This window comes from Pseudarthrobacter siccitolerans (genome assembly GCF_030823375.1).
In the GTDB taxonomy this organism is placed as follows: Bacteria; Actinomycetota; Actinomycetes; order Actinomycetales; family Micrococcaceae; genus Arthrobacter; species Arthrobacter siccitolerans_A.
In genome coordinates this window covers 2,475,071-2,496,887 of record NZ_JAUSXB010000001.1, presented here as the reverse complement: position 1 = coordinate 2,496,887, position 21,817 = coordinate 2,475,071, and the positions used below count along the sequence as shown (strand labels likewise).

The window sequence follows — 21,817 nt, the reverse complement described above, 5'->3', positions numbered from 1 at the left end:
GGGTTGGAGAACCCTTTAGCTGTCTCTCAATATTACCCGCGGGTAGGTTCCGGTGCTAGGGGTGGGTTGCGCCTGAAAGTCCCCGCCGGCGTCGATTGCGGCCGTGTGGTGCACCAGCCGCTCCCAGCCCGCGTTGATGCCGTGGACCACTGTCAAGAGCGCCAGGGAAACCACCGTCCAGCTGAGCTTTCCGGCGCCCAGCAGCACCAGTGCCACCAGTCCCGCCACCAGGACGAAGGCCGCCAAAATAAGGCCGAATACGAGCGTGCCGATGAATACCAAGGTTGCGGTTTCCACCGAGCTTAGATCGAACTGCATGAATCCCCCTGCTGCGACGTTGCTTGGCCTGAAGTCAGTAAGCACGAGCGTAGGGGCAGGTTGCGGCCCAGGCTAGGGGCGGATGGGGCAGATGTGACTGTTGATATTGGATCGAAATACTACGGCTGAGTAGGTCACGGGGTGGTTGCGGGGGCCTGCGTTAACCTTGTACTTGGCACTTTTCCATCAGTGCCCCTGCCCCAGCCCATATAAACAGTCCAAGGAGAGTGTGTGCCCCGCTCCGCCAGGTCATCCGCTGACGCCATCAGCGCCCGGCTCCGGGACCTCGAGCTCCTCACCAAAGGACCTGCCTGGGCCCTTACGCGCTCCGCACCCTGGGTGATCGCGGTGCTGCAGGCATCCTTCGCCCGCACCCGGCCGCAGCTTCCGCTCGAGGAATTCCATGCCGACGTCGACTCCTTCCTTGAGGAGCTCCGGCGGCAGGAGCCCGGGCTGGGCGGCGGGGCCAACGGGAAAACCTTCGGCGACGAGTGGACGCGGCGGCAGTTCCTGACGCGGCGGAACCAGTCCGGGCAGATCGTGTACGAGGTCACCGAGCCGGCGGCACGTGTGCTCGCGTTCCTGGACAGCCTTTCCAGTGACCGCTCCACCCTCAACGGTTCCCGCCTGGGCACGCTGCTTGGCGACGTGGAGAAGCTCGCCAACGAGACCAACCCGGACCAGAGCGCCCGCCTCGAGGCGCTGGAAGACGAGATCGAGGAGCGCCAGCAGCTGATCCAGGACATCAGCACAGGCGAGTTCGACGGCCTGCTTGATGACGACGAAGCCGTGGAGGCTGCCGGGAACATCCTGGACCTCGCGGCGAGCCTGCCGGCCGATTACAAGAAGATGCGTGACCGGATCGAGGAGCTGGTGGGCGGGCTGCGCAACCAGATCATCGAGGAGTCACTGACCAAGGGCGCCACCATGGCCCAGGTCCTGGAAGCTGACAAGCGGCTCCGCCAGAGCCCGGAAGGCCGGACCTTCCGTTCCTTCACCGCGTTCCTTGAGGACCCGCAACAGCAGTTGCGGTTCCGGTCTGCTATCGGCGAAGTCCTCAGCCGGCAGTTCGCGGACGACCTTTCGCCTGAGGACCGGGAAACCCTGAAGAACCTGGTGGCCGAACTCCGGCAGCAGCACAGCCAGATCCAGCGGATTTACGGCAAGCTCAGCGAAAGCCTCAACACGTACGTCCAAAGCGACGACTTCCGCCAGTCGGTCCGGCTCCGGCAGGTCCTGCGGGAAGCGGAGCAGGCCATCCGGTCCCTTCCGTACGAACGGGAACGCCCCGGCCTGGTGCCTGGCCCTGTGCTCTTCAACGCGGGATTCGAGTCGCTGTCCATGGTGAAGCTTTTTGATCCGGACGAGTTCGCGGCGCCGCCCAAACTGGCCGACCCCATTGCCTTCAGCGATTCCGACCGCGTGCGCTCGCCGAGGACCGGCAAAGCCAAGCCCGCGGTGGTGCGGTCCGCCATGGCCGGCGCGTCCACCCTCTCCGAGGCGTGGCAGCAGCTGCCGCCGGAGGAACAGCACATCAACAGCATCCGGGCACTCCTCTCGCACGCCCTGCACGAAGGCGCTGCCTTCAACACCCAAGCGGTGGACGCCCTGGACTTCGAACAGATCGACGGCACCACGCGCAGGGCCTACCTGCCGCTGGTCACCCTCCCGAAGGATTGACGATGACTGAAGACATGACGACGACGGCCGCCCCGGAGGTTGGGCCCGTCACCGAGGCGGTGGTTGAGCCCGACGTGACCCAGGTGGTGAGCGGAACCAGGCCCGACTCCTTCTCAATAACTCCCCGCGACACGTTCGTTGACGGCGCCGCCCTTTTCCCTGGCGATACCGGTGTGTTGTCCATGAAGGTGCGGCAGGCGCTGGTGAAACTTCTCAAGGGCCCTTACGTGGACGGCGGCCGGGACGAGAAACTCTGGACCGTCCTGCTGGATCATCAGGTCATCCTGCGCAGCCGGCTGTCCGAACTGTTCCTCACCATGCAGCTGGACCACGAACGGAAGATCGCCGTACTGCGCCCGGTCGATCCGGACGCCATCGGAGGCAGCACCCGTTCCAGCATCCTTCGGCAGCAGCGTGCGCTCAGCCGGGTTGAGACCATCGTGCTGCTAAGGATGCGCCTGCTCCTTGACCGGCACGTCACCGCGCAGACAGATCCCACCATCACCCGCGAAGAAATCTCCGACCTGGTGGCCCACTACCAGCCCGCGGGGCAGCAGGACGCGCTCCGGGACTCGGACGTTGTCAACCGGGCCATTACCAAGCTCCTGGCCCGGCAGCTCCTCCTCCCCACCGGTCTGGACGACGTCTACACCATCTCCAACGCCCTGCCCCTGGCCCTCCCGTTCGAAAACATCGGGGACATCCCGGCGCAGATAGAAGCCCTCGCAGCAGCTACAACAGACCCCACCGGCACAGAGCCCCTGATAGACCTCGAAGCAGATCCGGTGGTTGAGCCTGTCGAAACCGAGGACGACGATCCGGTGGTTGAGCCTGCCGAAACCAGAGTCTCGACAGGCTCGACCACCGAAGCGGAGGCAACCAAATGAGCATCGCGAGCATGCTGCCGATCGGGGACCTGACGAACCCCGGCCAGATGCGCCTTGCCCTGGTGCAGGTGGTCAACTGGGGCACGTTCCATGGGGCGCACACCATGCACGTGGACCGGAACGGGACGCTGCTGACGGGCAACTCGGGCGTGGGCAAGTCGACGCTGTTCGACGCGATGCTGCGGGTCTTCGACGCGAGGCCAAGGTCCAATGAGGCCGCAGCCCAGCGTTCGGGCGGTGCCGTGGAGGACAAGCGGACCACGTTTACGTACATGCGCGGCAAGGTGGGCGACAAGGCCGTGGGCGAGGGCTCGGCGAGTGCTTTCCAGCGGCCGGGTGCCACCTGGTCCGCCGTCGCGCTGACGTTTGATAACGCGGCCGGCACCAGGGTGACGGTTTCGGCGCTGTTCGACCTGCCGAAGAATGGCACGGAGTCGAGCGTGGGCCGGTTCTACCTGATCGACCACGTGCCCCTGGATCTGGAGGCGCTGGAAGGCATCGCGGACAAACGGTTCACGAAGGCTGCCCTGGAGACCATTTTCCCGGACGCCCAGGTCTTTGATGTGCATAAGGCCTTCGCGGAGCGTTTCCGCCGGCTGCTGGGCATCAACTCGGACCAGGCCCTGCCGCTCCTGCGGGTCATCCAGGCAGGCAAGGGCCTGGGCGGCAGCGTCAACACCTTCTTCCGCGATCAGGTTCTGGACGCCCCGGCAACGCTCGCGGCGGCGGACGACGTGGTGGAGGAGTTCAGCAACCTGATGTCCATCAGGCAGCGGCTGGAGGACGTCCGGCAGCAGCGTGACCAGCTGGCCCCGGTGCCCGGCCTGAACCGGGAGTACGCGCAGTCGCTGCTGGACGCCAACCGGCTGCGGGACCTCGCCGGCGGGGAGTTCGACGCGTACAAGCAAAAACTCGCGGTCACGGTCCACCAGAAAACCCTGGCGCGCTTCAAGGAGCTTGCCCAGGCGAAGGCCAAGGAGCTCGGCGCGGAGCGTACGGTCCGGGACGGCCTGGCCAAGGAATTGCGCCAGCTGGAGACGGACTACAACAACCAGGGCGGCAACGCCATCTCCGCGATCGAGCAGTCGCTGGACAACGCCCGCGTGGGCCTGAAGCTCCGCCAGCAGGTGGAGGAAGCTGCGCGCCAGGCGCTGACCGACGCCGGCCTGCAGCTTGAATGGACCGAGGAAGGCTGGGAGCAGGCGCACGAGCAGGCTGCCGCCCGGTCCGCTGAGCTGAAGGATGACTCCCAGGCCCTGCAGGAGCTCCGCTTTGAAGCCTTCGACGCCCACGCCACGAAGAAGCGGGAGCTGGCCGCGGCTGAGCAGGAGCTCGTGTCGCTGAAGACACGCAAGTCCCTGCTGCCGCCGTCGAGCATTGAAAACCGCTCTGCCATCGCCGCCGCCACCGGCATTCCGGAGGACCGGATGCCGTTCGCCGGGGAACTGATGGACCTCGCCGAGGGCGAGGAAAAGTGGCGTCCCGCCGCCGAGCGGGCGCTCCGGAACCTCGCCACCACCCTGCTGGTCCCCGGCGAGCATTTCGCCGCGGTGACCCGCTACCTCAATGACCACAACGTGCGCGGCGCATTGCGGGCCGTCGACGTTTCCAGGCCGCTCACCGGCGGTGCGCTGGCGCTTGAGGACGTGCACGACGGCGACCTGCTGACCAAGCTGGACATCCTCGCCACCGGCGTCGCCGCCGAAGCCGGGGCATGGATCCGCGAGCGCATCGCGCTCGACTTCGCCTACCCCTGCGTGGAGGACCCCGACGAGCTCGCCGGGCTGGACCGTGGCCTCAGCGTGGGCGGCGTGGTGAAGCGCAACCGCCACACCGTGGAAAAGGACGACAGGTTCACCAGCCGGCAGGATTACGTCCTCGGGTTCGACAACGCCGCCAAGCTGGAACTCGTGGCCGGCCAGGTGGAGGACCTGCGCCAGGAGGTGGCCAAAGCGGCTGAGCTGGCCCAGAGCCGCGAGGAATCGCACCAGGGCATGAGCCGGCAGCTTGACGTGCTGCGGCGGATCGCGGAGGACCATCGCCCCTGGGAGCAGGTTTCGGCGGTAGTGGCGGCCGAGGAGCTTGCCAGGATCGAGCAGCGGCTGAAGGACGCCCTGGCCGCGCAGGCTGACCTGGAGCCGCTCCGCGCCACCATCGAGGGGGTGCGGCAGAAACACCAGTCCAGCACCGAGGCGGCTGCCGTCCTGCAGAGCGAATACAAAGCGCTGGACCGGCAGTTGACGGCCGCTGATTCGCTGCTGGAAGCTGCGCGGGAGCGGCTGGCCCAGGTGCCGCCGTCGGACGCTACAGTCGTCGCGCTGGAACCGTACTTTGCCGATTTCGGCGACGTCAGCGAAATGCACGAGCTGGACAACCTCGCCAACCGGGTGCGGACCGCGCTCCTCGGCGAGCTGCACACCGCGGAATCGCGCGGGCAGGCCACGGCAGAGCGGCTCACCCGGATTTTTGAGGGGTTCGTGCGCGAGTGGGGCAGCGCTATTTCTGCGGACCACGGCACCAGCATCGGCGCCGCGGGTGAGTTCGAGACCCGCTACCACGCCATCGTCAGCGACGGGCTGCCCGCCCAGGAAGCCGAATTCCGGCAGTTCTTCAACCAGCGCACACACGAATCCTTCAGCACGCTGCTGCACCTGCTGGATGAGGAACGCCGTTCCATCACCAGCCGCATCCTGCCGCTGAACGGCATCCTGTCACAGGTCAACTTCCATGAGGGCAGCTTCCTGGAACTGGACATCAAGCAAACCCTGCCGCCCACGGCCAAGCAGTTCAAGGACGCCATCCAGAACGCCCTGAAGGCCCGGCACAGCCGCCCGGTAAAGACGGACGGTGCGCGGACCGACAGCGCCCGGACCGACGGCGCCACCGTGGAAAGGGACGACGACGCCGAGCTCACCGCCCGCTACAAGTCCCTGGAAACCCTGGTCAAGCGGCTGGGCTCCCAGGCGCCGGAAGACAGGCGCTGGCGGGCCGAAGTGCTCGATGTGCGCGGGCACCTGTTCATCCAGTGCAAGGAGCACCGTGAGGCAACAGGCCCCCGTGGTGCCAAAAAGTCCGAGGTCTTTATGCATGCGGACACCGGATCCATGTCCGGCGGCGAGCGGCAGCGCTTCACGGCCTTCATCATGGCGGCCGCACTGAGCTACCAGCTGGGCATCGCGGAGCAGGGCTTCACCACCTACGGCACCGTGATGATGGACGAGGCCTTTGTGCTGGCTTCCGAGGAGTTTGCAGGCGCCGGGATCAAGGCCCTGCACGAGTTCGGATTCCAGCTGCTTCTCGCTGCACCGGAGAACGTCATCGACCTGTCCCGGCACCTGGGCTCCGTCACCGAAATCCTGCGGGACAGGCGCACCAACCGCTCGGGCGTGCTGACGGCTCCGGTCATCAAGCCGCGGCCGGGGCAAGAGGGCGCGTGGCGGTCCGAAGCGAACCCGGTGGACATCGTTTTGCGCTAGCTGTCATCAGCGGACGGGCTTTATAACAAATCGATGGATATATTGCGTGAGAGCTGTTGAAGGCTGCTGTTCTGGTGCCATGCTGGTCGGCATCAAACACTCGCCTTCATCCTCCTGGTCGGGTACTTGTGGAACGCTGGGTCCTGCATCTGACGCCCGTGGAGAATGACGGCCTTCCCTTGAAAGGCACCGCAAATGCGCCCAGCACATCGCGCCGCCACCTTCATGGCGCTCACCGCCGCCGCAGCCCTCACCCTCACGGGCTGTGCCGACGGCACTGCCGGTGACAGCGGTTCCTCCAATGGCACTGCCGCCCAGAGGGCTGAGGCAAGCCCGCCAGCATCAATCATTCCCGTCGCCACCTCTTCTCCCGCTCCTGCCGGGCCGGTGACCTTCACCTTCGCAGATGGCCGCCTGTCCTTTGCCCACCCGGACGGGTGGCGTGTGGAGCATGAACAGGTTTCAGCGTCCCCTGCGGTGGAGACTGCGGCAGTCTTTGATGCCAGCGGCAACGAGCAGGTCGCCATCTACTACAGCCAGGTCGGTGACGCCACCGCCGGTAATGTCTCCAGGTTCGTACTCGAGACGGACCCGGTGCCAGGATTGGTCGGGGCTGCGGTTCCTACGCCCAGTTCGTCGTTCTTTGTTGATCACGCTCTTGGGGCTGCTACTTACCGCATGGAGCTAACGGCGGGATCGCCGGTCTCGCCCGACGGGCAGGTGCAATACGGCCCGATCAAGCTCGGCGACCGCATTTTGACCGCAGACGTGCTGTTCACCGGTCCGCCGTTCGCGGGCGATGAGGCGGCGAAAGCGTGGTACTGGGGTGCTGAAGGCCAGGCGCTGAAGTCGGTGCTGATGAGCTTCTCCTACCGCTGACAGGCAGCAAGAGGAACCTCCCCGCGGGGGGCGGCTCCTCTTGCTGTTGTCCTGCCGAACCGCATCTTGCCTGTCCAGGTCCGTTCGGCCGCCAAAAGTGTGTCTTTCGTCATACGAAGGGAATAAGGTACGGAAACGTTGCGTAATCACTCCAAGGGTAGGCTAGCCTTACTTGAGTTCGCTTCCGCCACTTAAGGAGTTCCGTGACTTCCCCCCTCTTCCCCGGGCCCAGCACCACCCGCCGCACCCTGTTGAAATCAGCCGGCAAGGCCACGGCCGTCCTGGCCGCAGCGGCTCTCACCCTCTCCGCCTGCTCGACGGGCCCGGCAACATCCAGCACGGATTCCAGCGCACCGAGCTCCAGTAGCGCGCAGTTCCCGGTCACCATTGACCACGTCTACGGCAAGACGATCATTGAGAAGCAGCCAACCCGCGTAGCCACCGTCTCCTGGGTCAATGACGACGTTGCCATTGCCCTCGGTGTTGTGCCCGTAGGCGTTCCCAAGAACGAATGGGGCGGCAACGATCAGGGCTCCACCCCCTGGAAGGACGCAGCGCTGAAGGAACTCGGCGCGGAATTCGGCTCAGGCAAGGCCCCGGTGCAGTACTCCGAGGCTGACGGCATCAACTTCACCGAGATCGCCAAGCTCGCCCCGGACGTTATCCTCGCCGCCTACTCCGGCCTCTCGGAAGAGGACTACAAGAAGCTCAGCGAGATTGCCCCCGTCGTGGCCCACCCCGAGCTGGCCTATGGCACCTCCTGGCAGGACGCCACCACCATCATCGGCAAGGCCCTCGGCAAGGATGCCGAAGCAGCCAAGCTGGTCTCCGATACTGAGGCCACCGTCAAGGAAGAAGCCGCGGAGTACCCACAGCTCGCCGGCAAGACGTTCATCTACGGCTACGCCCTTCCCTCGGACCTCACCCAGACGGGTATCTACACGGCCAATGACAACCGGCCGAAATTCCTGACCTCCCTGGGGATGAAGCTCGCCCCGGTTGCCGAGCAGGCGTCCGCAGGCTCGAAGGAGTTCTTCGTGCCATGGTCCGCAGAGAAGGCCAACGAACTCGGCTCCGACATCTTCCTAAGCTCGGTCGAGGACGCCAGCGAGGCAGACGCCATCAAGAACGATCCCCTGCTCGGCCAGATCCCGGCCGTCAAGGACGGTGCCTTCGTCGCGGACGCGGACAAGAGCCTGGTCCTGGCAGTCTCCGCCTCCTCCCCGTTGAGCCTGCCCTGGGCGCTGGCCACGTTCCTGCCGGAGCTGGCCACCGCAGCGGACGCAGCGAAGTAGCACCGGCTCCGTGACACCGAGTACGACGACGGCGGCCCACCAGCCGCGGATTTCCGGCACTTCCGTGCCGAAAAAGGGAGCGCGTGCCCTTTTCCGGAGGGATGCTTCCAGCGGGCGCCGGGCAGCCTGGCTGCTGGCCGCCGTCGTTGTACTCGCCCTCCTGGCCGGGGCTTCCCTGGCCATCGGGGCCCGGGGGCTTCCCCTGGAGACGGTATGGCAGGCCCTCACCGCCTTTGATCCTGCCAACGGTGACCACGCCGTGGTCCACGCCCGCATCCCGCGGACGTCCCTCGGCCTGCTGGCCGGCGGGGCACTCGGGCTGGCCGGCGCCGCCATGCAGGGCGTGGCCCGCAATCCGCTCGCCGATCCGGGGATCATGGGTGTCAATGCCGGCGCCGCCCTGGCAGTAGTGACCGGCATCTACCTCTTTGGCGTCGGCTCACTGTCCGGGTACGTCTGGTTCGCTTTCCTCGGCGCCGCAGCAGCCGCCGTCGTGGTTTACCTCATCGCGTCACTGGGCAGGGACGGCGCCACTCCGGTGAAGCTCGCCCTGGCGGGGGCGGCATTGAATGCGGGCCTGTACTCGCTGATGAACGTCATCCTGGTCTCGAGCCAGGACACCCTGGACCGGTTCCGGTTCTGGCAGGTGGGCGGCATCGCCGGACGTGACTGGCCGGTGCTGCTGGCCGGGCTCCCGTTCCTGGCCGCCGGGGCAGCCATTGTGCTGCTGACCGGACGGGTCCTCAACAGCCTGGCCCTGGGTGATGACATCGCCCGCGGCCTCGGCCAGCGCGTGGGGCTGGTTCGTGGCATTACCGCCCTCGGAATCGTCCTGCTGTGCGGTGCGGCCACCGCCCTGGCCGGGCCCATCGCCTTTGTGGGCCTGGTGGTTCCGCATGCCGTCCGCTTCCTCACCGGCCCCGATTACCGCTGGATCCTGCCGTTCTCGCTGGTCCTGGCGCCGGCGCTGCTCCTGGGTGCCGACATCATCGGCCGCGTAGTCCTGCTCCCCGGTGAAGTGCCGGCTGGCATCATGACCGCCCTCGTCGGCGCGCCCGTGTTCGTCTGGTTGATCCGCCGCGGCAAAGGGGCCGGGTTGTGACACTTGCGCCGAACAACAAACCCGTTGCATCCCCCGTTGACCCATCACTTAACGCTGCCAAAACGGGGCCAGAGGGACCAAAAGTGATAGGGCAACGCCGCGGCCGGCAGCTCTTGAGCCGGACCGCCGTCCTGGCCGCCGCCGTCGTAGTCCTCTTCGCCGTCTCCATCCTGCTGGGCAGCTACACCGTCACCATCCCGGACTTCTTCAAAATCCTCATCGCCCACCTGACCGGCGGTGAGAGGATCCCCGGCGCCAGCTTCATCGTGATGGAGAACAAACTGCCGCGGGCGGTCATCGGCACCATGGTCGGCCTCGCGTTTGGCCTAGCCGGCGCCCTGTTCCAGACCATGCTCCGCAACCCGCTGGCCAGCCCGGACGTTATCGGAATCAGCTACGGTGCCAGTGCGGCCGCCGTGGTGGCCATCGTGGTGTTCGGCGCCTCCGGTGCCGCCGTTTCCGGGGCAGCCCTGGGCGGCGCGCTTGGCGTGGCAGCCATCATCTACGCGATCTCCACCGGCGGCACCCTGCGCGGAGCCGGCCGCGGTGATGCCGCCGGGAACCGGCTCATCCTGGCCGGCGTAGGAATCGCAGCGGCGCTCCAGGCCGTGATCAACTTCCTGATGACCCGCGCCGATATCCGCACCGCGGCTGACGCCCTCGTCTGGCTCAACGGATCCCTCAACTCCGCCAACTGGCACCGGGCCGGTGTTCTGGCCGTTTCCCTCGCGGTCCTGATCCCCGCCGTGGCCGCCATCGCCGGCCCCTTGCGCATCCTGGAGCTCGGCCCCGATGCCGCCGCCGGGCTGGGCATCAAAGTAGGTGCCACCCGGCTCGCGCTGGTGATCATCGCTGTCTCGCTCGCAGCTGTCGCGACGGCGGCAGCCGGGCCGGTCTCGTTCGTCGCCTTCCTGTCCGGCCCCATCGCGCGGCGTTTCCCCGGAAAGGCCAGCCTCCCGGCGCCGGCCCTGGTGGGTGCCCTCATTGTGCTCGCGGCCGACTACGTTGCGGCCAACCTTGCCCCCCTGCTGCTGGACGGCACCGTTTTGCCGGTGGGTGTGATCACCGGCGCGCTCGGCGCCCCGTTCCTGCTGTGGCTCCTGGTCACGGCCAACCGAAAGGATGCCTGACGTGGCAGTTCTCAACACCAAAGACCTGACGCTGAAATACGACCAGCGCTGCGTCGTGGACGGCCTCAGTGCCGAGATTCCCGAGGGCAAGGTGACCATGATCGTGGGCGCCAATGCCTGCGGAAAGTCCACCCTCCTGCGCGGCCTGTCCCGGCTCCTCAAGCCGGCGGCCGGTGCTGTGACCCTGGACGGCAAGGACATCCACTCCCGGCCGGCCCGCGAACTGGCCCGCACCCTGGGCCTGCTCCCGCAGCACCCCACCGCCCCGGACGGCATCAAGGTCCGCGACCTGGTGGGGCGGGGGCGGTACCCGCACCAGGGCCTCTTCCGCAGCTGGAGTGAAAAGGACGACGCCGCTGTCCAGCGTGCGCTGGAAGCCACCGAGACGCTGGCCCTCGCCGAGCGGAACGTTGACGAACTCTCCGGCGGGCAGCGGCAACGGGCGTGGATCGCCATGGCACTGGCCCAGGAAACGGAGGTGCTGCTCCTGGACGAGCCCACCACCTACCTGGACCTCGCGCACCAGGTGGAGGTCCTGGACCTGGTGACGGACCTGAACCGCCAACGGGGCACCACCGTGGCCATCGTCCTGCACGACCTGAACCTCGCCGCCCGGTACGCGGACAACGTGATCGCCATGAAAGGCGGCGCCGTGGTGGCAGTGGGTGCGCCCGGGGACGTGGTGACCGAGGGGCTGGTCCGCAGCGTCTTCGGCCTCGAATCCCGCGTCATCCCCGACCCCGTGTCCGGAACCCCCTTGATCATTCCCATCGGCCGACACCACGTCCCTGCCAACGAACTGGAGCTCGTTTCATGAAAACCCGCGATGTTGCCGCTACCGAGCCCATGACCCTGGCGTTTGAGGTCACTGTTTCTTCCGTGCAGGAACTGAGCCCCAACTTCCGCCGGATCACGTTCGGCGGTTACTCTCTGCGAGACTTCGGCGTGCACGGCGATACCCTTGACCTCCGGATAAAGCTCATGATCCCGTCGCTCGCCGCCGACGGCACCCCGCTGCCCCTTCCGGCCTTCAAGATGGCCGAAGCCGGCTGGTACCGCGAATGGCTGGCCATGGACCCGGCGGTGCGGGGTTCCATGCGCACCTACACCGTCCGGCAGGCCCGCCTGGACGCCGTGTACCCCGAGATCGACGTCGACTTCGTGATGCACTTCGATGACCACGGTGAAGGCGGACCCGCCGCCAACTGGGCCCTCAATGCCAAGCCGGGCGATGCGGTCACCATCATCGGACCCAACAACCGGGCAGCGCACTGCGTCACCGCCGAAATCTACTCCGGCATCGAATGGCGGCCCGGGCTTGCGCAGCGCGTCCTGCTCGCCGGAGACGAAACCGCCATCCCGGCCATCTCCGCCATCCTTGAAAGCCTGCCCGACTACATGACCGGCCACGCCTTCCTGGAAGTCCCCGAAGCAGGCGACTTCCTCGAATTGACCTCACCCGCAGACGTCGAAATCACCTGGCTCGCACGCGGTGCCTCCCTTGGACGTTCCCGCCCGCACGGTGAACTGCTGCGGGAAGCCGTGCGCAAGGCAGTGCCCGTGCCAGGCTGGGTGGGCATCAAAGCAGCCGACGGCGGTGCTGGCCCGGAGCCCGAGGACGTCGACGTGGACGTGGACATTCTCTGGGAAACCCCCGCCCGCATGGAAACCGCCGAAATCCAGGCAACCAAAAACCCCGGCATGCCCGCCGGCGCCATGCCCTTCTACGCCTGGATCGCCGGCGAAGCCGCAGTCATCAAGGACATGCGGCGGTACCTTGTCCGGGACGTCGGGATTGACCGGAAGCAGGTTGCTTTCATGGGGTACTGGCGCCAGGGCAAGGCCGAGGGCTAAGGCTCCTTTCACTGGACTCCGTGGCGGGGGGAGGCGCATCCTCTGCGTGCGTCGTTACTGGGTGCGCCGGCGGGGCGGTCTTGCCGTCGCTTAGACACCTCCTTTCGCTCATTACGGCCGCGGACGGCCTTCACTTCGCTCCAGTCGGCGATGCGCTCCTACGCAAAACCGCTCCACCTGCTCGTTGCTTCCCTCGCCGTTGCTGCCGTTCCTGAAACGCGGCATCAGATCCTGCGGCTAAACCGGGAACGCGGCATCAGATCCTGCGGCTAAACCGGGAACGCGCCATCACGTCCTGCGGCTAAACCGGGAACGCGCCATCATGTCCTGTTCATCCCGGCGTCGTTCTGGCTTTTCCTTGGCCCGCTACTTTTGGTGCGTGCGTCCTGAACCTTTGCTTCCTGAATCCGGCCGGTGGGTTTTTGTTGCTCTTGGGGACTCTTTTACTGAGGGAGTGGGGGACCGGGACGAACGGTTGCCCAATGGGGTGCGTGGCTGGGCGGACCGGGTGGCCGAGAAGCTCGCGAAAGCACAGCCTGGTTGGCGGTATGCCAATCTGGCGGTCAGGAGCAAGCGGCTCCGGCATGTAATGGGAGAGCAACTTGAGCCGGCGCTGCGGATGCGGCCCACCCTGGTGACGCTCTATGCCGGCGGCAACGACATCCTTGACCTGAAGACGGACATGGCCGCACTCATGGCCGACTATGAAAAGCTCGTTGCCCGGCTTGCCGGAACGGGTGCCACGCTGGTGCTCTTCACCGGCTTTGATGTCAAGGTTTCCGCGCTGCTGGAGCCGTTGAAAAAGCGCAACACCTTCTACAACGAGCGGGTCCGGGCCATCGCTGAAAAGTATGGTGCCGTCCTTGTGGATTACTGGTGCCTGGAGGCCTTCCACGACCGCCGCATGTGGGACTCGGACCGCCTGCACATGTCCAAGGCCGGCCACAAGTACCTTGCGGGCCAAGTGCTGGACCGACTGGGTATCCCGCACAAGATCCGGCCCAAGGACTGGGATCCGCCGCCCAGGCTCAGCCTGCGGGAGTGGGAACGCCACCAGCGGCGCTGGGTCCACGACTGGGTCCTGCCACTGTTCGGGCGCAAACTGCGGGGAGTTACCTTGGGCGATGCGCTCACCCCGCGGTGGCCCGAACCAGTCAAGGTGCCGCGCAAGGGCGGGCTGAAGAAGCTGGTGCGGGAGCCGGCCGACGGCGGGCCCACGCCTTAAGTGCTGGGCGTCGGCGGGCTGTCCAGCAGGTTCTCGAAACCGGGAGCCACCCTGCCCGCGTGGAACTCCACGACTTCGAACTCAGCTACCCCATTTGTGTAAAACGGGTCCTTTGCCAGGCTTGCGTCGAGGGTGGCGCGGTCGGCCTGGGACAGCAGCAAGCCGCCGGTCCGCGGGACCTTGCGACCGGCCGCAATGAACACGCCGTCATCGAAAGCCTTCTGCAGCCAGGTGATGTGCGCGTCATTGTGGAAGTCAACAATGTCCTGGGGAACCCGGTAGGTCAGGGAGACAACATACATGCACCCAGCCTACTGGCCTGCCGCGACGCTACTTGAAGTGTCAACCCACCGTAGAATGGGGTTATGACCGAACCCCGCTGGCTTAGTGCCGACGAACGCCGTGCCTGGCTGGCCCTGGTGAGTATCAACACGCTGCTCCCGGCGGCCCTCGATACGAAGCTCCACGCAGCGGGGAAATTGTCCCTTTTCGACTATACGGTCCTGGCCATGCTTTCCGAGGCGGAGGAACGTTTCCTGCCGATGAGCGAGCTGGCCGCCCGTAGCAGCGCTTCCCTGTCGCGGCTGTCGCACGTGGTGACCAAGCTGCAGAAGCGGGGTTGGGTGGAACGCCGGCCGCACCCCCACGATGCCCGCGTGACAACAGCCCACCTCACTGAAGAAGGCATGGCGACCATCGTGGGCCTCGCGCCCGGCCACGTCGAGACGGTACGTGACTTGTTCCTTGACGCCCTTACCGAGCAGGACGTCCTGGACCTGGCGCGGATTGGCGAGAAGGTAGTGGGCAGGCTGGACTCGGACCACTGGATTCTGCGGGAGACCCCGGGCGCATAGCCTGCATTGCCGGACAGCTGGAGGTAGCACCTGAACTTGGTTGCCCCTGGCAACGGATGGCAAACTGGCCAGATGGATTTCACAACCCGCTTTGTAGCCCTTGGTGACTCCTTCACCGAAGGCGTGGGCGACGACGATCCCACCCGCCCCAACGGCGTCCGCGGCTGGGCAGACCGCGTGGCCGAACAGTTGGGCGCCTCCGATCCCGGCTTCGGTTACGCCAACCTCGCCATCCGCGGAAGGAAACTCCGCCGGATCCTGGCCGAGCAGGTGGACGCCGCCGTCGAACTTAAGCCCACCCTGGTGAGCATTTACGCGGGAGCCAACGACATCCTCCGGCCCCGGATCGACATTGACGACCTCCTGGTGGAGTACGACGACGCCATCGCCAAACTGCGCGCCACCGGTGCCACCGTGGTGATGTTTACCGGCTTCGACGCGCGCGGCTCGAAGGTGTTCAGCACCATGCGCGGGCGCACAGCCATCTACAACGAACTGATCCGCGGCATTGCCGGAGACCACGGCGCCTTGCTGGTGGACTACTGGCGGTTCAGCGAATACTACGACTGGGGCATGTGGGCGCAGGACCGGATGCACATGTCCGCCGCCGGGCACGCGAATATGGCCAAGCGTGTGCTGGACGTCCTGGAACACGACCATTCCATTGACATCCCGCCCATGACCCCCGTTCCCGAGCTGAGCGGACTGGATGCCATCCGCGCGAACGCCCGCTGGTTCCGGGAGTATGCCGGGCCGTGGGTTGTCCGTAGGGTTACCGGAAAGTCCTCCGGGGACAACCTGCAGCCGAAGTACGCCCAGTTCACACGGCTGTAGCCTCCGTCCGCAGCCAGGTCAGGCGGGATGGAAAGCCGGAGTGGCCAGCATGGAGCCGTCCACACAAATGGCCAGGACGTCAACATCCCAGTTGTCCGTAGCGCGGTTCAGCATGGGTGTTCCGCCGGCCACGATCGCCGTGGCCAGGACATCCGCGGTGACTATGTCCGCGGCAGCCACGCTGACTTGGACAAATTCGCTGCCGCTTCCCACCCTCCAGATGTGCTCGCCGCGTTCGACGGAGCCGGAGGTGGCGATTGCGCTGTGTCGGCTCTTGCCGCCCAGTGCGTAACCAGTAATCAGGGTGCGGCGATCCGCGGGGTCCACGATACCGGCCTTCCACCGCTTGGTAGTGCCGGGGTGTGGGGAGCCGCTGACCAGCACGTCGCCACCGGCATTGAGGCACCAGTCGTGCCGCCCCAGGGCAAGGAGCGAGGTTCCGGCCTCGCGGATCGCGTGACCCTTGATGATCCCCGAAAGGTCCAGCACGCCGTCGGGCCGTTCAGGGGTGAAGGCGCCCTCCGTCCGCAGCCGCCATTCATGCGCCTCGGCATACCGCTCACGCAGCTGGGCTGAGGCGGCCGGCAACGTCAGTTCGCCGCGGGCCAGCCTGCCCGCTTCCGAATCCTGGCGGTAAAGGCTGAATTTTTCGTCCAGGTTCCGGAACAGGCGTTCGACGACGGCGGTGGCGGCGGTGAGCTCATCGAACCGCGGCTGCCCTTCCGTGGGAGAGCCGACGGGCAGCGTCAGTCCGATGACGGTCCCCATGCACTCAAAGGTGCGGGCCTTCAGGAGGAAGCCGCCGGTTGCGACCGGCAGGGGATTAGAGGTTGGCTGCATCGATGGCTGCCTGGAGTGAGGTCAGGTAGGCGTCGCTGGTAATGGTGGCGCCGCTGACGGTTTGGACATCTGCCGACTGTGCCGCCAGGACCTTGCTCTTGAGCAGGGGTGCCGCGCGGTTGCTGATCTGGATCGACTTGCCGTCGGTGTTGGTCAGCTGGAGGGCTGTGACATCCGTGATCTTTCCGTTGGCCACTGTGATCTGGACCTGCACGGGACCGAATCGGGTCTGCACAGCGGTTCCCTTATAGGTGCCGGAGGAACCGGAAGAGCTCGTCGAGCCGGAAGAGCTCGAAGTGCCGGAGGACCCGGACGATCCAGCCCACCCGGAGGAACCTGAGCCGGTCGAACCCGTACCCGCCGAACCCGTGGTGCCTGTCGCCGTCGTACTTGATGCGACGGTGCTGATGCCACCCACCTGGGTGCCTGCCTGCCAGCCCGCCAGGAGGATCCCGGCCGAGGCCAGGGCCGCTGCCACTGTTCCGCGTATTTTCACCAGTCAAACCTTTCGTGATGGATCTGTTCCCCGGGGACGCCGGCACTTCCGGCATCCTCTATGACGTTGGCCGCCCAGGCCGCCGGACCACAGACGTAGACGTCCGAATCCGCGATGTCCGGCACGTAGGAGGCCAGGCTGTAGTCGTTCCCGACGGCGTCCTCGGGAAGCCAAGTGGAGGGGCCGTGGGCCCGGGGCCCGGTGAGATGGAAGAGCCGGACCCCACGGGCCTGGCAGAGGTCAAGGATTTCGCTGCTGAGGTAAAGCTCCTGGTTTGTGTGGCCGCGGAGCAGGACCGTCGCCTCGCCGGGAGCGAAGGGCGTGGTTTCCAGAAGGGCGCGCAGGGGGGTGATGCCGATGCCGGCGCCGATCATCACTACCTTGTTCTTGGTCCGGGCGGCCGTGCTGAGCAGCCCGTAAGGACCTTCCAGCGCCACCTTGGTCCCCTTTCGCAGCCGGAGGAGCTGGGCCGAACCGTTTCCAAGGTTCCGAACGGTGACCCGCAGCGTGCCCTGGCCGTCCGGACCGTGGACGACAGGTTCGGCGGACAGGCTGAACGGATGGGGATGCCACCACATTCCCGGGGCCAGGAAGCGCCAGATGAAGAAGCGTCCGCCCGTTCCCGCCAGCTGGTCCAGTCGGCGCCCTCTCATGACGATGTTCACCACGCCCGGCGCCACAGCCTCCACCCCGGCCACGGTCAGCTGGTGCCGTGCCGTGGCCAGCACCGGTTCCAAGACGCGGAAGTACAGCAAGGCGCTGCCTGTGTAGATGCAGATGGCAAGCCAGTACCAGCGCTGCCAGGTGCCTGCCGCGAAGAGCCCGCCCACACTGAACTGGTGGGGCAGCGACGTTGCCACCGCGGCATACGTGAGGAGGTGGACCACATACCAGAACTCGTAGGGGAAACGGCGGCGGACAGCCACCAGGGACGTCACCACGACAGCGATGAAGAGCGCCATGGAGACGAACGCCAACCACATGTCGGGCACCTGGACCCACAGGTTGATGGACTCGCTGACCGGATCCAGTCCTTCGGCCATGCCGTACCCAATGACGAGCAGGCCACCGTGTGCCAAAAGCAGGTAAAGGGAGGGCTTGCCTAGCTTGCCGTGGAACTCCAGCGCGCGGTCGTGGCCGATGGTGCGGTCAATGAAAGGGATTCTTGCCGCCAGGAGGAGCATGAGCAGGACCAGGTCCATGCCCGCCAGCCCGGCCACGATCCCCGCCGCCGTGAACAGTGAGGCGGGTGACGTGATGTTGGTGGCCCCGCCGTCGGCAAGCCAGAGGGAAATTGCGGCGGCAACGGAGGCCCAGGCAATGACCGTCAGGAGGTCCGTCCGCAGCATGCGCTGCCGGTACTGGCGGGCGAACCAGCCGCGGGCCGGCCACTTCGCTGATGGTGATGAAAGCTCCGGGCGGCCGGAGCTGCTGGTGGCCGGAGTTGCCGGCGGGAGCTGCGTCTTCATGCTTCAAAGATGCTCCCGGAAGCTTTCATTAAGCTGTGAAAAGGCGCCTGTATTTGCTATGTCTGCAGGCCAGTTGCAGGCGGGCGCTTATACACCCTCTTCCACCGGATTGGTCTTTAATTGCGTGAACTCGTAGACTTGGTAGGCGCTAAGTGCGCGGAGCGTGCGCAATTGCTCCGGTTGCCCGGTAATTTCTCCAGGGTGGCCGGTAGTTAGGGGCTCAAGTTGCGTGACTAACCGTTGCCCTTCTTCACTTTTGGGTCGCCCTTAGCAGCATGGTCCAGCAGCAGATATGCGGATCATTACTTTCAATTCTTGAGGAGAAGTCATGGCAGCACACTGCCAAGTGACCGGGGCCGAGCCGGGCTTTGGGCACAGCATTTCGCACTCGCACCGCCGCAACAAGCGTCGGTTCGATCCGAACATTCAGAAGAAGCGCTACTGGGTTCCGTCCCTGCGCCGTAATGTCACGCTGCAGGTATCTGCAAAGGGCATCAAGACCATCGACGTACGCGGCATCGACGTTGTCGTCGCCAGCATTCTCGCTCGTGGGGTGAAGCTCTAGTGGCTAAGGACAAGGACGTACGTCCGATCATCAAGCTCAAGTCGACCGCGGGCACGGGTTACACCTACGTAACCCGCAAGAACCGTCGTAACGATCCGGACCGTATGGTCCTGAAGAAGTACGACCCCAAGATCCGCCAGCACGTCGAATTCCGAGAGGAGCGCTAAACATGGCTAAGAAGTCCAAGATTGCTCGCAACGAGCAGCGCAAGGTCATCGTTGAGCGTTACGCTGCAAAGCGCCTTGAGCTGAAGAAGACCCTGGTTGACGAAAACGCAACCGACGAAGCACGTGAAGCAGCCCGCCTGGGCCTGCAGAAGCTGCCCCGCAACGCGTCCCCGATCCGTCTGCGTAACCGCGACATCATCGACGGCCGCCCCCGCGGTACCCTCCAGAAGTTCGGTATCTCCCGTGTCCGCTTCCGCGACATGGCACACAGGGGCGAGCTCCCTGGCGTTACCAAGTCTTCCTGGTAATTCAGTACTGCTGATACCGGCTGCTTGAGAAGGGCCGGCAACCTCACGGTTGCCGGCCCTTCTGCTGTTTAAGCCGCATGCCCGGTGATTGAGCCTGTCGAAGAACCCGGAGATTGAGCTGTCGACTCGCCCCGTGATTGAGCCTGTCGAAATCAGGGCCCTGCCGCAGCACACAGGAAAGAAGTACGACGGCGGTTAGCCCACCGAGGGTGCCCATGTCCGGTTCTGCCCCGGACTCCCGGGGTTCAGGACCGCCTCCGGAGGGGATTTGCGGTGGTGCCTGTGGAGGTGTATTGTTTTCTAAGTCGCCGCGGGGGAGACAGTGAAGAGCTGGTCACCGCGGGCGGCCAAAACCCCCAAATAAAGACCAAATCTGGCAGGGCTTTCGAGCGCCGCAGAAGAAGTGGGGACGACTTCCCACCGATGAAGATCCTGGAACGCGGATTTGCATCGGGACGGCGGGTCGGGTAAGTTTGAAAAGTTGCTCCGGAGCGATCCTGAATGTTTGGTTTGGGTGGTGTCGGGTGTGTCTGTTGTTTGAGAACTCAATAGTGTGCCAAGTTTGTTGATACCGATTTTTTATTAAATTGGTTGGATTTGCCGGGCTGCCCGCCCCTGTGGGTGGTCTGGTTTTTACAGCTGGTTTCAAATTTTGTGCAGCTTTTGGTCCCGTTTTCCCGGGGCTGGGGGTTGTGTCTGTTTTTCTTCAACGGAGAGTTTGATCCTGGCTCAGGATGAACGCTGGCGGCGTGCTTAACACATGCAAGTCGAACGATGATCTCCAGCTTGCTGGGGGGATTAGTGGCGAACGGGTGAGTAACACGTGAGTAACCTGCCCTTAACTCTGGGATAAGCCTGGGAAACTGGGTCTAATACCGGATATGACTGATCATCGCATGGTGGTTGGTGGAAAGCTTTTTTGTGGTTTTGGATGGACTCGCGGCCTATCAGCTTGTTGGTGAGGTAATGGCTCACCAAGGCGACGACGGGTAGCCGGCCTGAGAGGGTGACCGGCCACACTGGGACTGAGACACGGCCCAGACTCCTACGGGAGGCAGCAGTGGGGAATATTGCACAATGGGCGCAAGCCTGATGCAGCGACGCCGCGTGAGGGATGACGGCCTTCGGGTTGTAAACCTCTTTCAGTAGGGAAGAAGCGAAAGTGACGGTACCTGCAGAAGAAGCGCCGGCTAACTACGTGCCAGCAGCCGCGGTAATACGTAGGGCGCAAGCGTTATCCGGAATTATTGGGCGTAAAGAGCTCGTAGGCGGTTTGTCGCGTCTGCCGTGAAAGTCCGGGGCTCAACTCCGGATCTGCGGTGGGTACGGGCAGACTAGAGTGATGTAGGGGAGACTGGAATTCCTGGTGTAGCGGTGAAATGCGCAGATATCAGGAGGAACACCGATGGCGAAGGCAGGTCTCTGGGCATTAACTGACGCTGAGGAGCGAAAGCATGGGGAGCGAACAGGATTAGATACCCTGGTAGTCCATGCCGTAAACGTTGGGCACTAGGTGTGGGGGACATTCCACGTTTTCCGCGCCGTAGCTAACGCATTAAGTGCCCCGCCTGGGGAGTACGGCCGCAAGGCTAAAACTCAAAGGAATTGACGGGGGCCCGCACAAGCGGCGGAGCATGCGGATTAATTCGATGCAACGCGAAGAACCTTACCAAGGCTTGACATGAACCGGAAACGCCTGGAAACAGGTGCCCCGCTTGCGGTCGGTTTACAGGTGGTGCATGGTTGTCGTCAGCTCGTGTCGTGAGATGTTGGGTTAAGTCCCGCAACGAGCGCAACCCTCGTTCTATGTTGCCAGCACGTGATGGTGGGGACTCATAGGAGACTGCCGGGGTCAACTCGGAGGAAGGTGGGGACGACGTCAAATCATCATGCCCCTTATGTCTTGGGCTTCACGCATGCTACAATGGCCGGTACAAAGGGTTGCGATACTGTGAGGTGGAGCTAATCCCAAAAAGCCGGTCTCAGTTCGGATTGGGGTCTGCAACTCGACCCCATGAAGTCGGAGTCGCTAGTAATCGCAGATCAGCAACGCTGCGGTGAATACGTTCCCGGGCCTTGTACACACCGCCCGTCAAGTCACGAAAGTTGGTAACACCCGAAGCCGGTGGCCTAACCCCTTGTGGGAGGGAGCTGTCGAAGGTGGGACTGGCGATTGGGACTAAGTCGTAACAAGGTAGCCGTACCGGAAGGTGCGGCTGGATCACCTCCTTTCTAAGGAGCACCTACGGATTGTTCATGCCATGTATGTGGTGTGGGGGTTTGTCAGGAGTAAAAGCCCGTTGCGCAGACGCAAGTTCTGCGGCGGGTGCTCATGGGTGGAATATCAACGAATAGGTGCCTGGTGGCACGGGCCGGTTGTTAGTACGGATGTTTCTTTTCCCTGGTGGAAGAGGGTGTCCTGGAAAGCGGCCGGCACG

Annotated in this window: 20 protein-coding genes and 1 rRNA gene; 16 read left to right on the top strand and 5 right to left on the bottom strand. The window is 64.8% G+C overall.

What is annotated here, in order from left to right; all coding sequences use genetic code 11:
* Positions 1 to 15: 15 nt before the first annotated feature.
* Positions 16 to 318, bottom strand: a complete 303-nt coding sequence (locus tag QFZ36_RS11630) for a hypothetical protein (protein WP_306636591.1) — start codon at positions 316 to 318, stop codon at positions 16 to 18.
* Positions 319 to 549: 231 nt separating this feature from the next.
* Here QFZ36_RS11630 and QFZ36_RS11625 point away from each other — a divergent pair, with 231 nt between their 5' ends.
* The 10 genes from QFZ36_RS11625 to QFZ36_RS11580 all read left to right on the top strand — a co-directional run bounded on the left by QFZ36_RS11625 (position 550) and on the right by QFZ36_RS11580 (position 13,846).
* Positions 550 to 1,998: a DUF3375 domain-containing protein gene (locus tag QFZ36_RS11625; protein WP_306636590.1), complete on the top strand. Its 1,449-nt coding sequence runs from the start codon at positions 550 to 552 to the stop codon at positions 1,996 to 1,998.
* A gap of 2 nt (positions 1,999 to 2,000) precedes the next feature.
* The gene (locus QFZ36_RS11620; RefSeq protein WP_306636589.1) at positions 2,001 to 2,885 is read left to right on the top strand and encodes a DUF4194 domain-containing protein; all 885 of its coding nucleotides are present in this window, start codon (positions 2,001 to 2,003) and stop codon (positions 2,883 to 2,885) included.
* Positions 2,882 to 6,361 carry an ATP-binding protein gene (locus QFZ36_RS11615; RefSeq protein WP_306636588.1) on the top strand — a complete coding sequence of 1,160 codons (3,480 nt, stop codon included), beginning with the start codon at positions 2,882 to 2,884 and terminating at the stop codon, positions 6,359 to 6,361. Before QFZ36_RS11620 ends, QFZ36_RS11615 begins: the two co-directional genes overlap by 4 nt.
* 195 nt (positions 6,362 to 6,556) lie before the next feature.
* Positions 6,557 to 7,240, top strand: a complete 684-nt coding sequence (locus QFZ36_RS11610; protein ID WP_306636587.1) for a hypothetical protein — start codon at positions 6,557 to 6,559, stop codon at positions 7,238 to 7,240.
* A gap of 203 nt (positions 7,241 to 7,443) precedes the next feature.
* Complete coding sequence (locus QFZ36_RS11605; protein WP_306636585.1) at positions 7,444 to 8,535, top strand: iron-siderophore ABC transporter substrate-binding protein; 1,092 nt, start codon at positions 7,444 to 7,446, stop codon at positions 8,533 to 8,535.
* Between the two features lie 10 nt (positions 8,536 to 8,545).
* The gene (locus tag QFZ36_RS11600; RefSeq protein ID WP_306636583.1) at positions 8,546 to 9,637 is read left to right on the top strand and encodes a FecCD family ABC transporter permease; all 1,092 of its coding nucleotides are present in this window, start codon (positions 8,546 to 8,548) and stop codon (positions 9,635 to 9,637) included.
* 86 nt (positions 9,638 to 9,723) lie between these two features.
* The gene (locus QFZ36_RS11595; RefSeq protein WP_373427079.1) at positions 9,724 to 10,767 is read left to right on the top strand and encodes a FecCD family ABC transporter permease; all 1,044 of its coding nucleotides are present in this window, start codon (positions 9,724 to 9,726) and stop codon (positions 10,765 to 10,767) included.
* 1 nt (position 10,768) lies between these two features.
* The gene (locus tag QFZ36_RS11590; protein WP_306636580.1) at positions 10,769 to 11,584 is read left to right on the top strand and encodes an ABC transporter ATP-binding protein; all 816 of its coding nucleotides are present in this window, start codon (positions 10,769 to 10,771) and stop codon (positions 11,582 to 11,584) included.
* Positions 11,581 to 12,621: a siderophore-interacting protein gene (locus tag QFZ36_RS11585; protein ID WP_306636578.1), complete on the top strand. Its 1,041-nt coding sequence runs from the start codon at positions 11,581 to 11,583 to the stop codon at positions 12,619 to 12,621. Before QFZ36_RS11590 ends, QFZ36_RS11585 begins: the two co-directional genes overlap by 4 nt.
* Positions 12,622 to 13,000: 379 nt before the next feature.
* Positions 13,001 to 13,846 carry an SGNH/GDSL hydrolase family protein gene (locus QFZ36_RS11580; protein WP_306636576.1) on the top strand — a complete coding sequence of 282 codons (846 nt, stop codon included), beginning with the start codon at positions 13,001 to 13,003 and terminating at the stop codon, positions 13,844 to 13,846.
* On the opposite strand, the gene QFZ36_RS11575 is transcribed toward QFZ36_RS11580, so the two are convergent.
* Entirely contained in the window at positions 13,843 to 14,148 is a 306-nt protein-coding gene (locus QFZ36_RS11575) for a YciI family protein (protein WP_306636573.1), read from the bottom strand. The two genes, QFZ36_RS11580 and QFZ36_RS11575, sit on opposite strands and share 4 nt — an antisense overlap.
* 63 nt (positions 14,149 to 14,211) lie before the next feature.
* Between QFZ36_RS11575 and QFZ36_RS11570 the strand changes: the two genes are divergently transcribed.
* Both QFZ36_RS11570 and QFZ36_RS11565 read left to right on the top strand, forming a co-directional pair.
* Positions 14,212 to 14,700 carry a MarR family winged helix-turn-helix transcriptional regulator gene (locus QFZ36_RS11570; protein ID WP_306636571.1) on the top strand — a complete coding sequence of 163 codons (489 nt, stop codon included), beginning with the start codon at positions 14,212 to 14,214 and terminating at the stop codon, positions 14,698 to 14,700.
* Between the two features lie 72 nt (positions 14,701 to 14,772).
* Positions 14,773 to 15,534 (top strand): SGNH/GDSL hydrolase family protein, encoded by a 762-nt coding sequence (locus QFZ36_RS11565; protein WP_306636569.1) that lies wholly within the window; start codon positions 14,773 to 14,775, stop codon positions 15,532 to 15,534.
* Between the two features lie 18 nt (positions 15,535 to 15,552).
* On the opposite strand, the gene QFZ36_RS11560 is transcribed toward QFZ36_RS11565, so the two are convergent.
* From QFZ36_RS11560 to QFZ36_RS11550, 3 genes are read right to left on the bottom strand one after another with little or no spacing between them, the layout of a single operon-like run.
* On the bottom strand, positions 15,553 to 16,374 hold the full coding sequence (locus QFZ36_RS11560) for an FAD:protein FMN transferase (protein ID WP_373427039.1): 822 nt from the start codon (positions 16,372 to 16,374) through the stop codon (positions 15,553 to 15,555).
* Positions 16,358 to 16,870: an FMN-binding protein gene (locus QFZ36_RS11555; RefSeq protein ID WP_306636567.1), complete on the bottom strand. Its 513-nt coding sequence runs from the start codon at positions 16,868 to 16,870 to the stop codon at positions 16,358 to 16,360. The genes QFZ36_RS11560 and QFZ36_RS11555 overlap by 17 nt, the downstream gene beginning before the upstream one ends.
* Positions 16,867 to 18,339 (bottom strand): ferredoxin reductase family protein, encoded by a 1,473-nt coding sequence (locus QFZ36_RS11550; RefSeq protein ID WP_306636565.1) that lies wholly within the window; start codon positions 18,337 to 18,339, stop codon positions 16,867 to 16,869. Before QFZ36_RS11550 ends, QFZ36_RS11555 begins: the two co-directional genes overlap by 4 nt.
* A gap of 328 nt (positions 18,340 to 18,667) precedes the next feature.
* Here QFZ36_RS11550 and rpmB point away from each other — a divergent pair, with 328 nt between their 5' ends.
* From rpmB to QFZ36_RS11530, 4 genes are all read left to right on the top strand, one after another.
* Positions 18,668 to 18,904 (top strand): 50S ribosomal protein L28, encoded by a 237-nt coding sequence (gene rpmB, locus QFZ36_RS11545; RefSeq protein WP_104043693.1) that lies wholly within the window; start codon positions 18,668 to 18,670, stop codon positions 18,902 to 18,904.
* Positions 18,904 to 19,071: a 50S ribosomal protein L33 gene (rpmG, locus tag QFZ36_RS11540; RefSeq protein ID WP_013602737.1), complete on the top strand. Its 168-nt coding sequence runs from the start codon at positions 18,904 to 18,906 to the stop codon at positions 19,069 to 19,071. Before rpmB ends, rpmG begins: the two co-directional genes overlap by 1 nt.
* 2 nt (positions 19,072 to 19,073) lie before the next feature.
* On the top strand, positions 19,074 to 19,379 hold the full coding sequence (rpsN, locus tag QFZ36_RS11535) for a 30S ribosomal protein S14 (RefSeq protein ID WP_102976597.1): 306 nt from the start codon (positions 19,074 to 19,076) through the stop codon (positions 19,377 to 19,379).
* 706 nt (positions 19,380 to 20,085) lie between these two features.
* A 16S ribosomal RNA gene (locus QFZ36_RS11530) occupies positions 20,086 to 21,611 on the top strand.
* Positions 21,612 to 21,817: the final 206 nt, after the last annotated feature.

Bases quoted from the DNA above. Each gene is read 5' to 3' on its own strand.
- QFZ36_RS11630 (WP_306636591.1), bottom strand. From the start codon at position 318: ATGCAGTTCGATCTAAGCTCGGTGGAAACCGCAACCTTGGTATTCATC.
- QFZ36_RS11620 (WP_306636589.1), top strand. From the start codon at position 2,001: ATGACTGAAGACATGACGACGACGGCCGCCCCGGAGGTTGGGCCCGTC.
- QFZ36_RS11615 (WP_306636588.1), top strand. From the start codon at position 2,882: ATGAGCATCGCGAGCATGCTGCCGATCGGGGACCTGACGAACCCCGGC.
- QFZ36_RS11610 (WP_306636587.1), top strand. From the start codon at position 6,557: ATGCGCCCAGCACATCGCGCCGCCACCTTCATGGCGCTCACCGCCGCC.
- QFZ36_RS11585 (WP_306636578.1), top strand. From the start codon at position 11,581: ATGAAAACCCGCGATGTTGCCGCTACCGAGCCCATGACCCTGGCGTTT.
- QFZ36_RS11575 (WP_306636573.1), bottom strand. From the start codon at position 14,148: ATGTATGTTGTCTCCCTGACCTACCGGGTTCCCCAGGACATTGTTGAC.
- QFZ36_RS11570 (WP_306636571.1), top strand. From the start codon at position 14,212: ATGACCGAACCCCGCTGGCTTAGTGCCGACGAACGCCGTGCCTGGCTG.
- QFZ36_RS11565 (WP_306636569.1), top strand. From the start codon at position 14,773: ATGGATTTCACAACCCGCTTTGTAGCCCTTGGTGACTCCTTCACCGAA.
- QFZ36_RS11560 (WP_373427039.1), bottom strand. From the start codon at position 16,374: ATGCAGCCAACCTCTAATCCCCTGCCGGTCGCAACCGGCGGCTTCCTC.
- QFZ36_RS11550 (WP_306636565.1), bottom strand. From the start codon at position 18,339: ATGAAGACGCAGCTCCCGCCGGCAACTCCGGCCACCAGCAGCTCCGGC.
- rpmB (WP_104043693.1), top strand. From the start codon at position 18,668: ATGGCAGCACACTGCCAAGTGACCGGGGCCGAGCCGGGCTTTGGGCAC.
- rpsN (WP_102976597.1), top strand. From the start codon at position 19,074: ATGGCTAAGAAGTCCAAGATTGCTCGCAACGAGCAGCGCAAGGTCATC.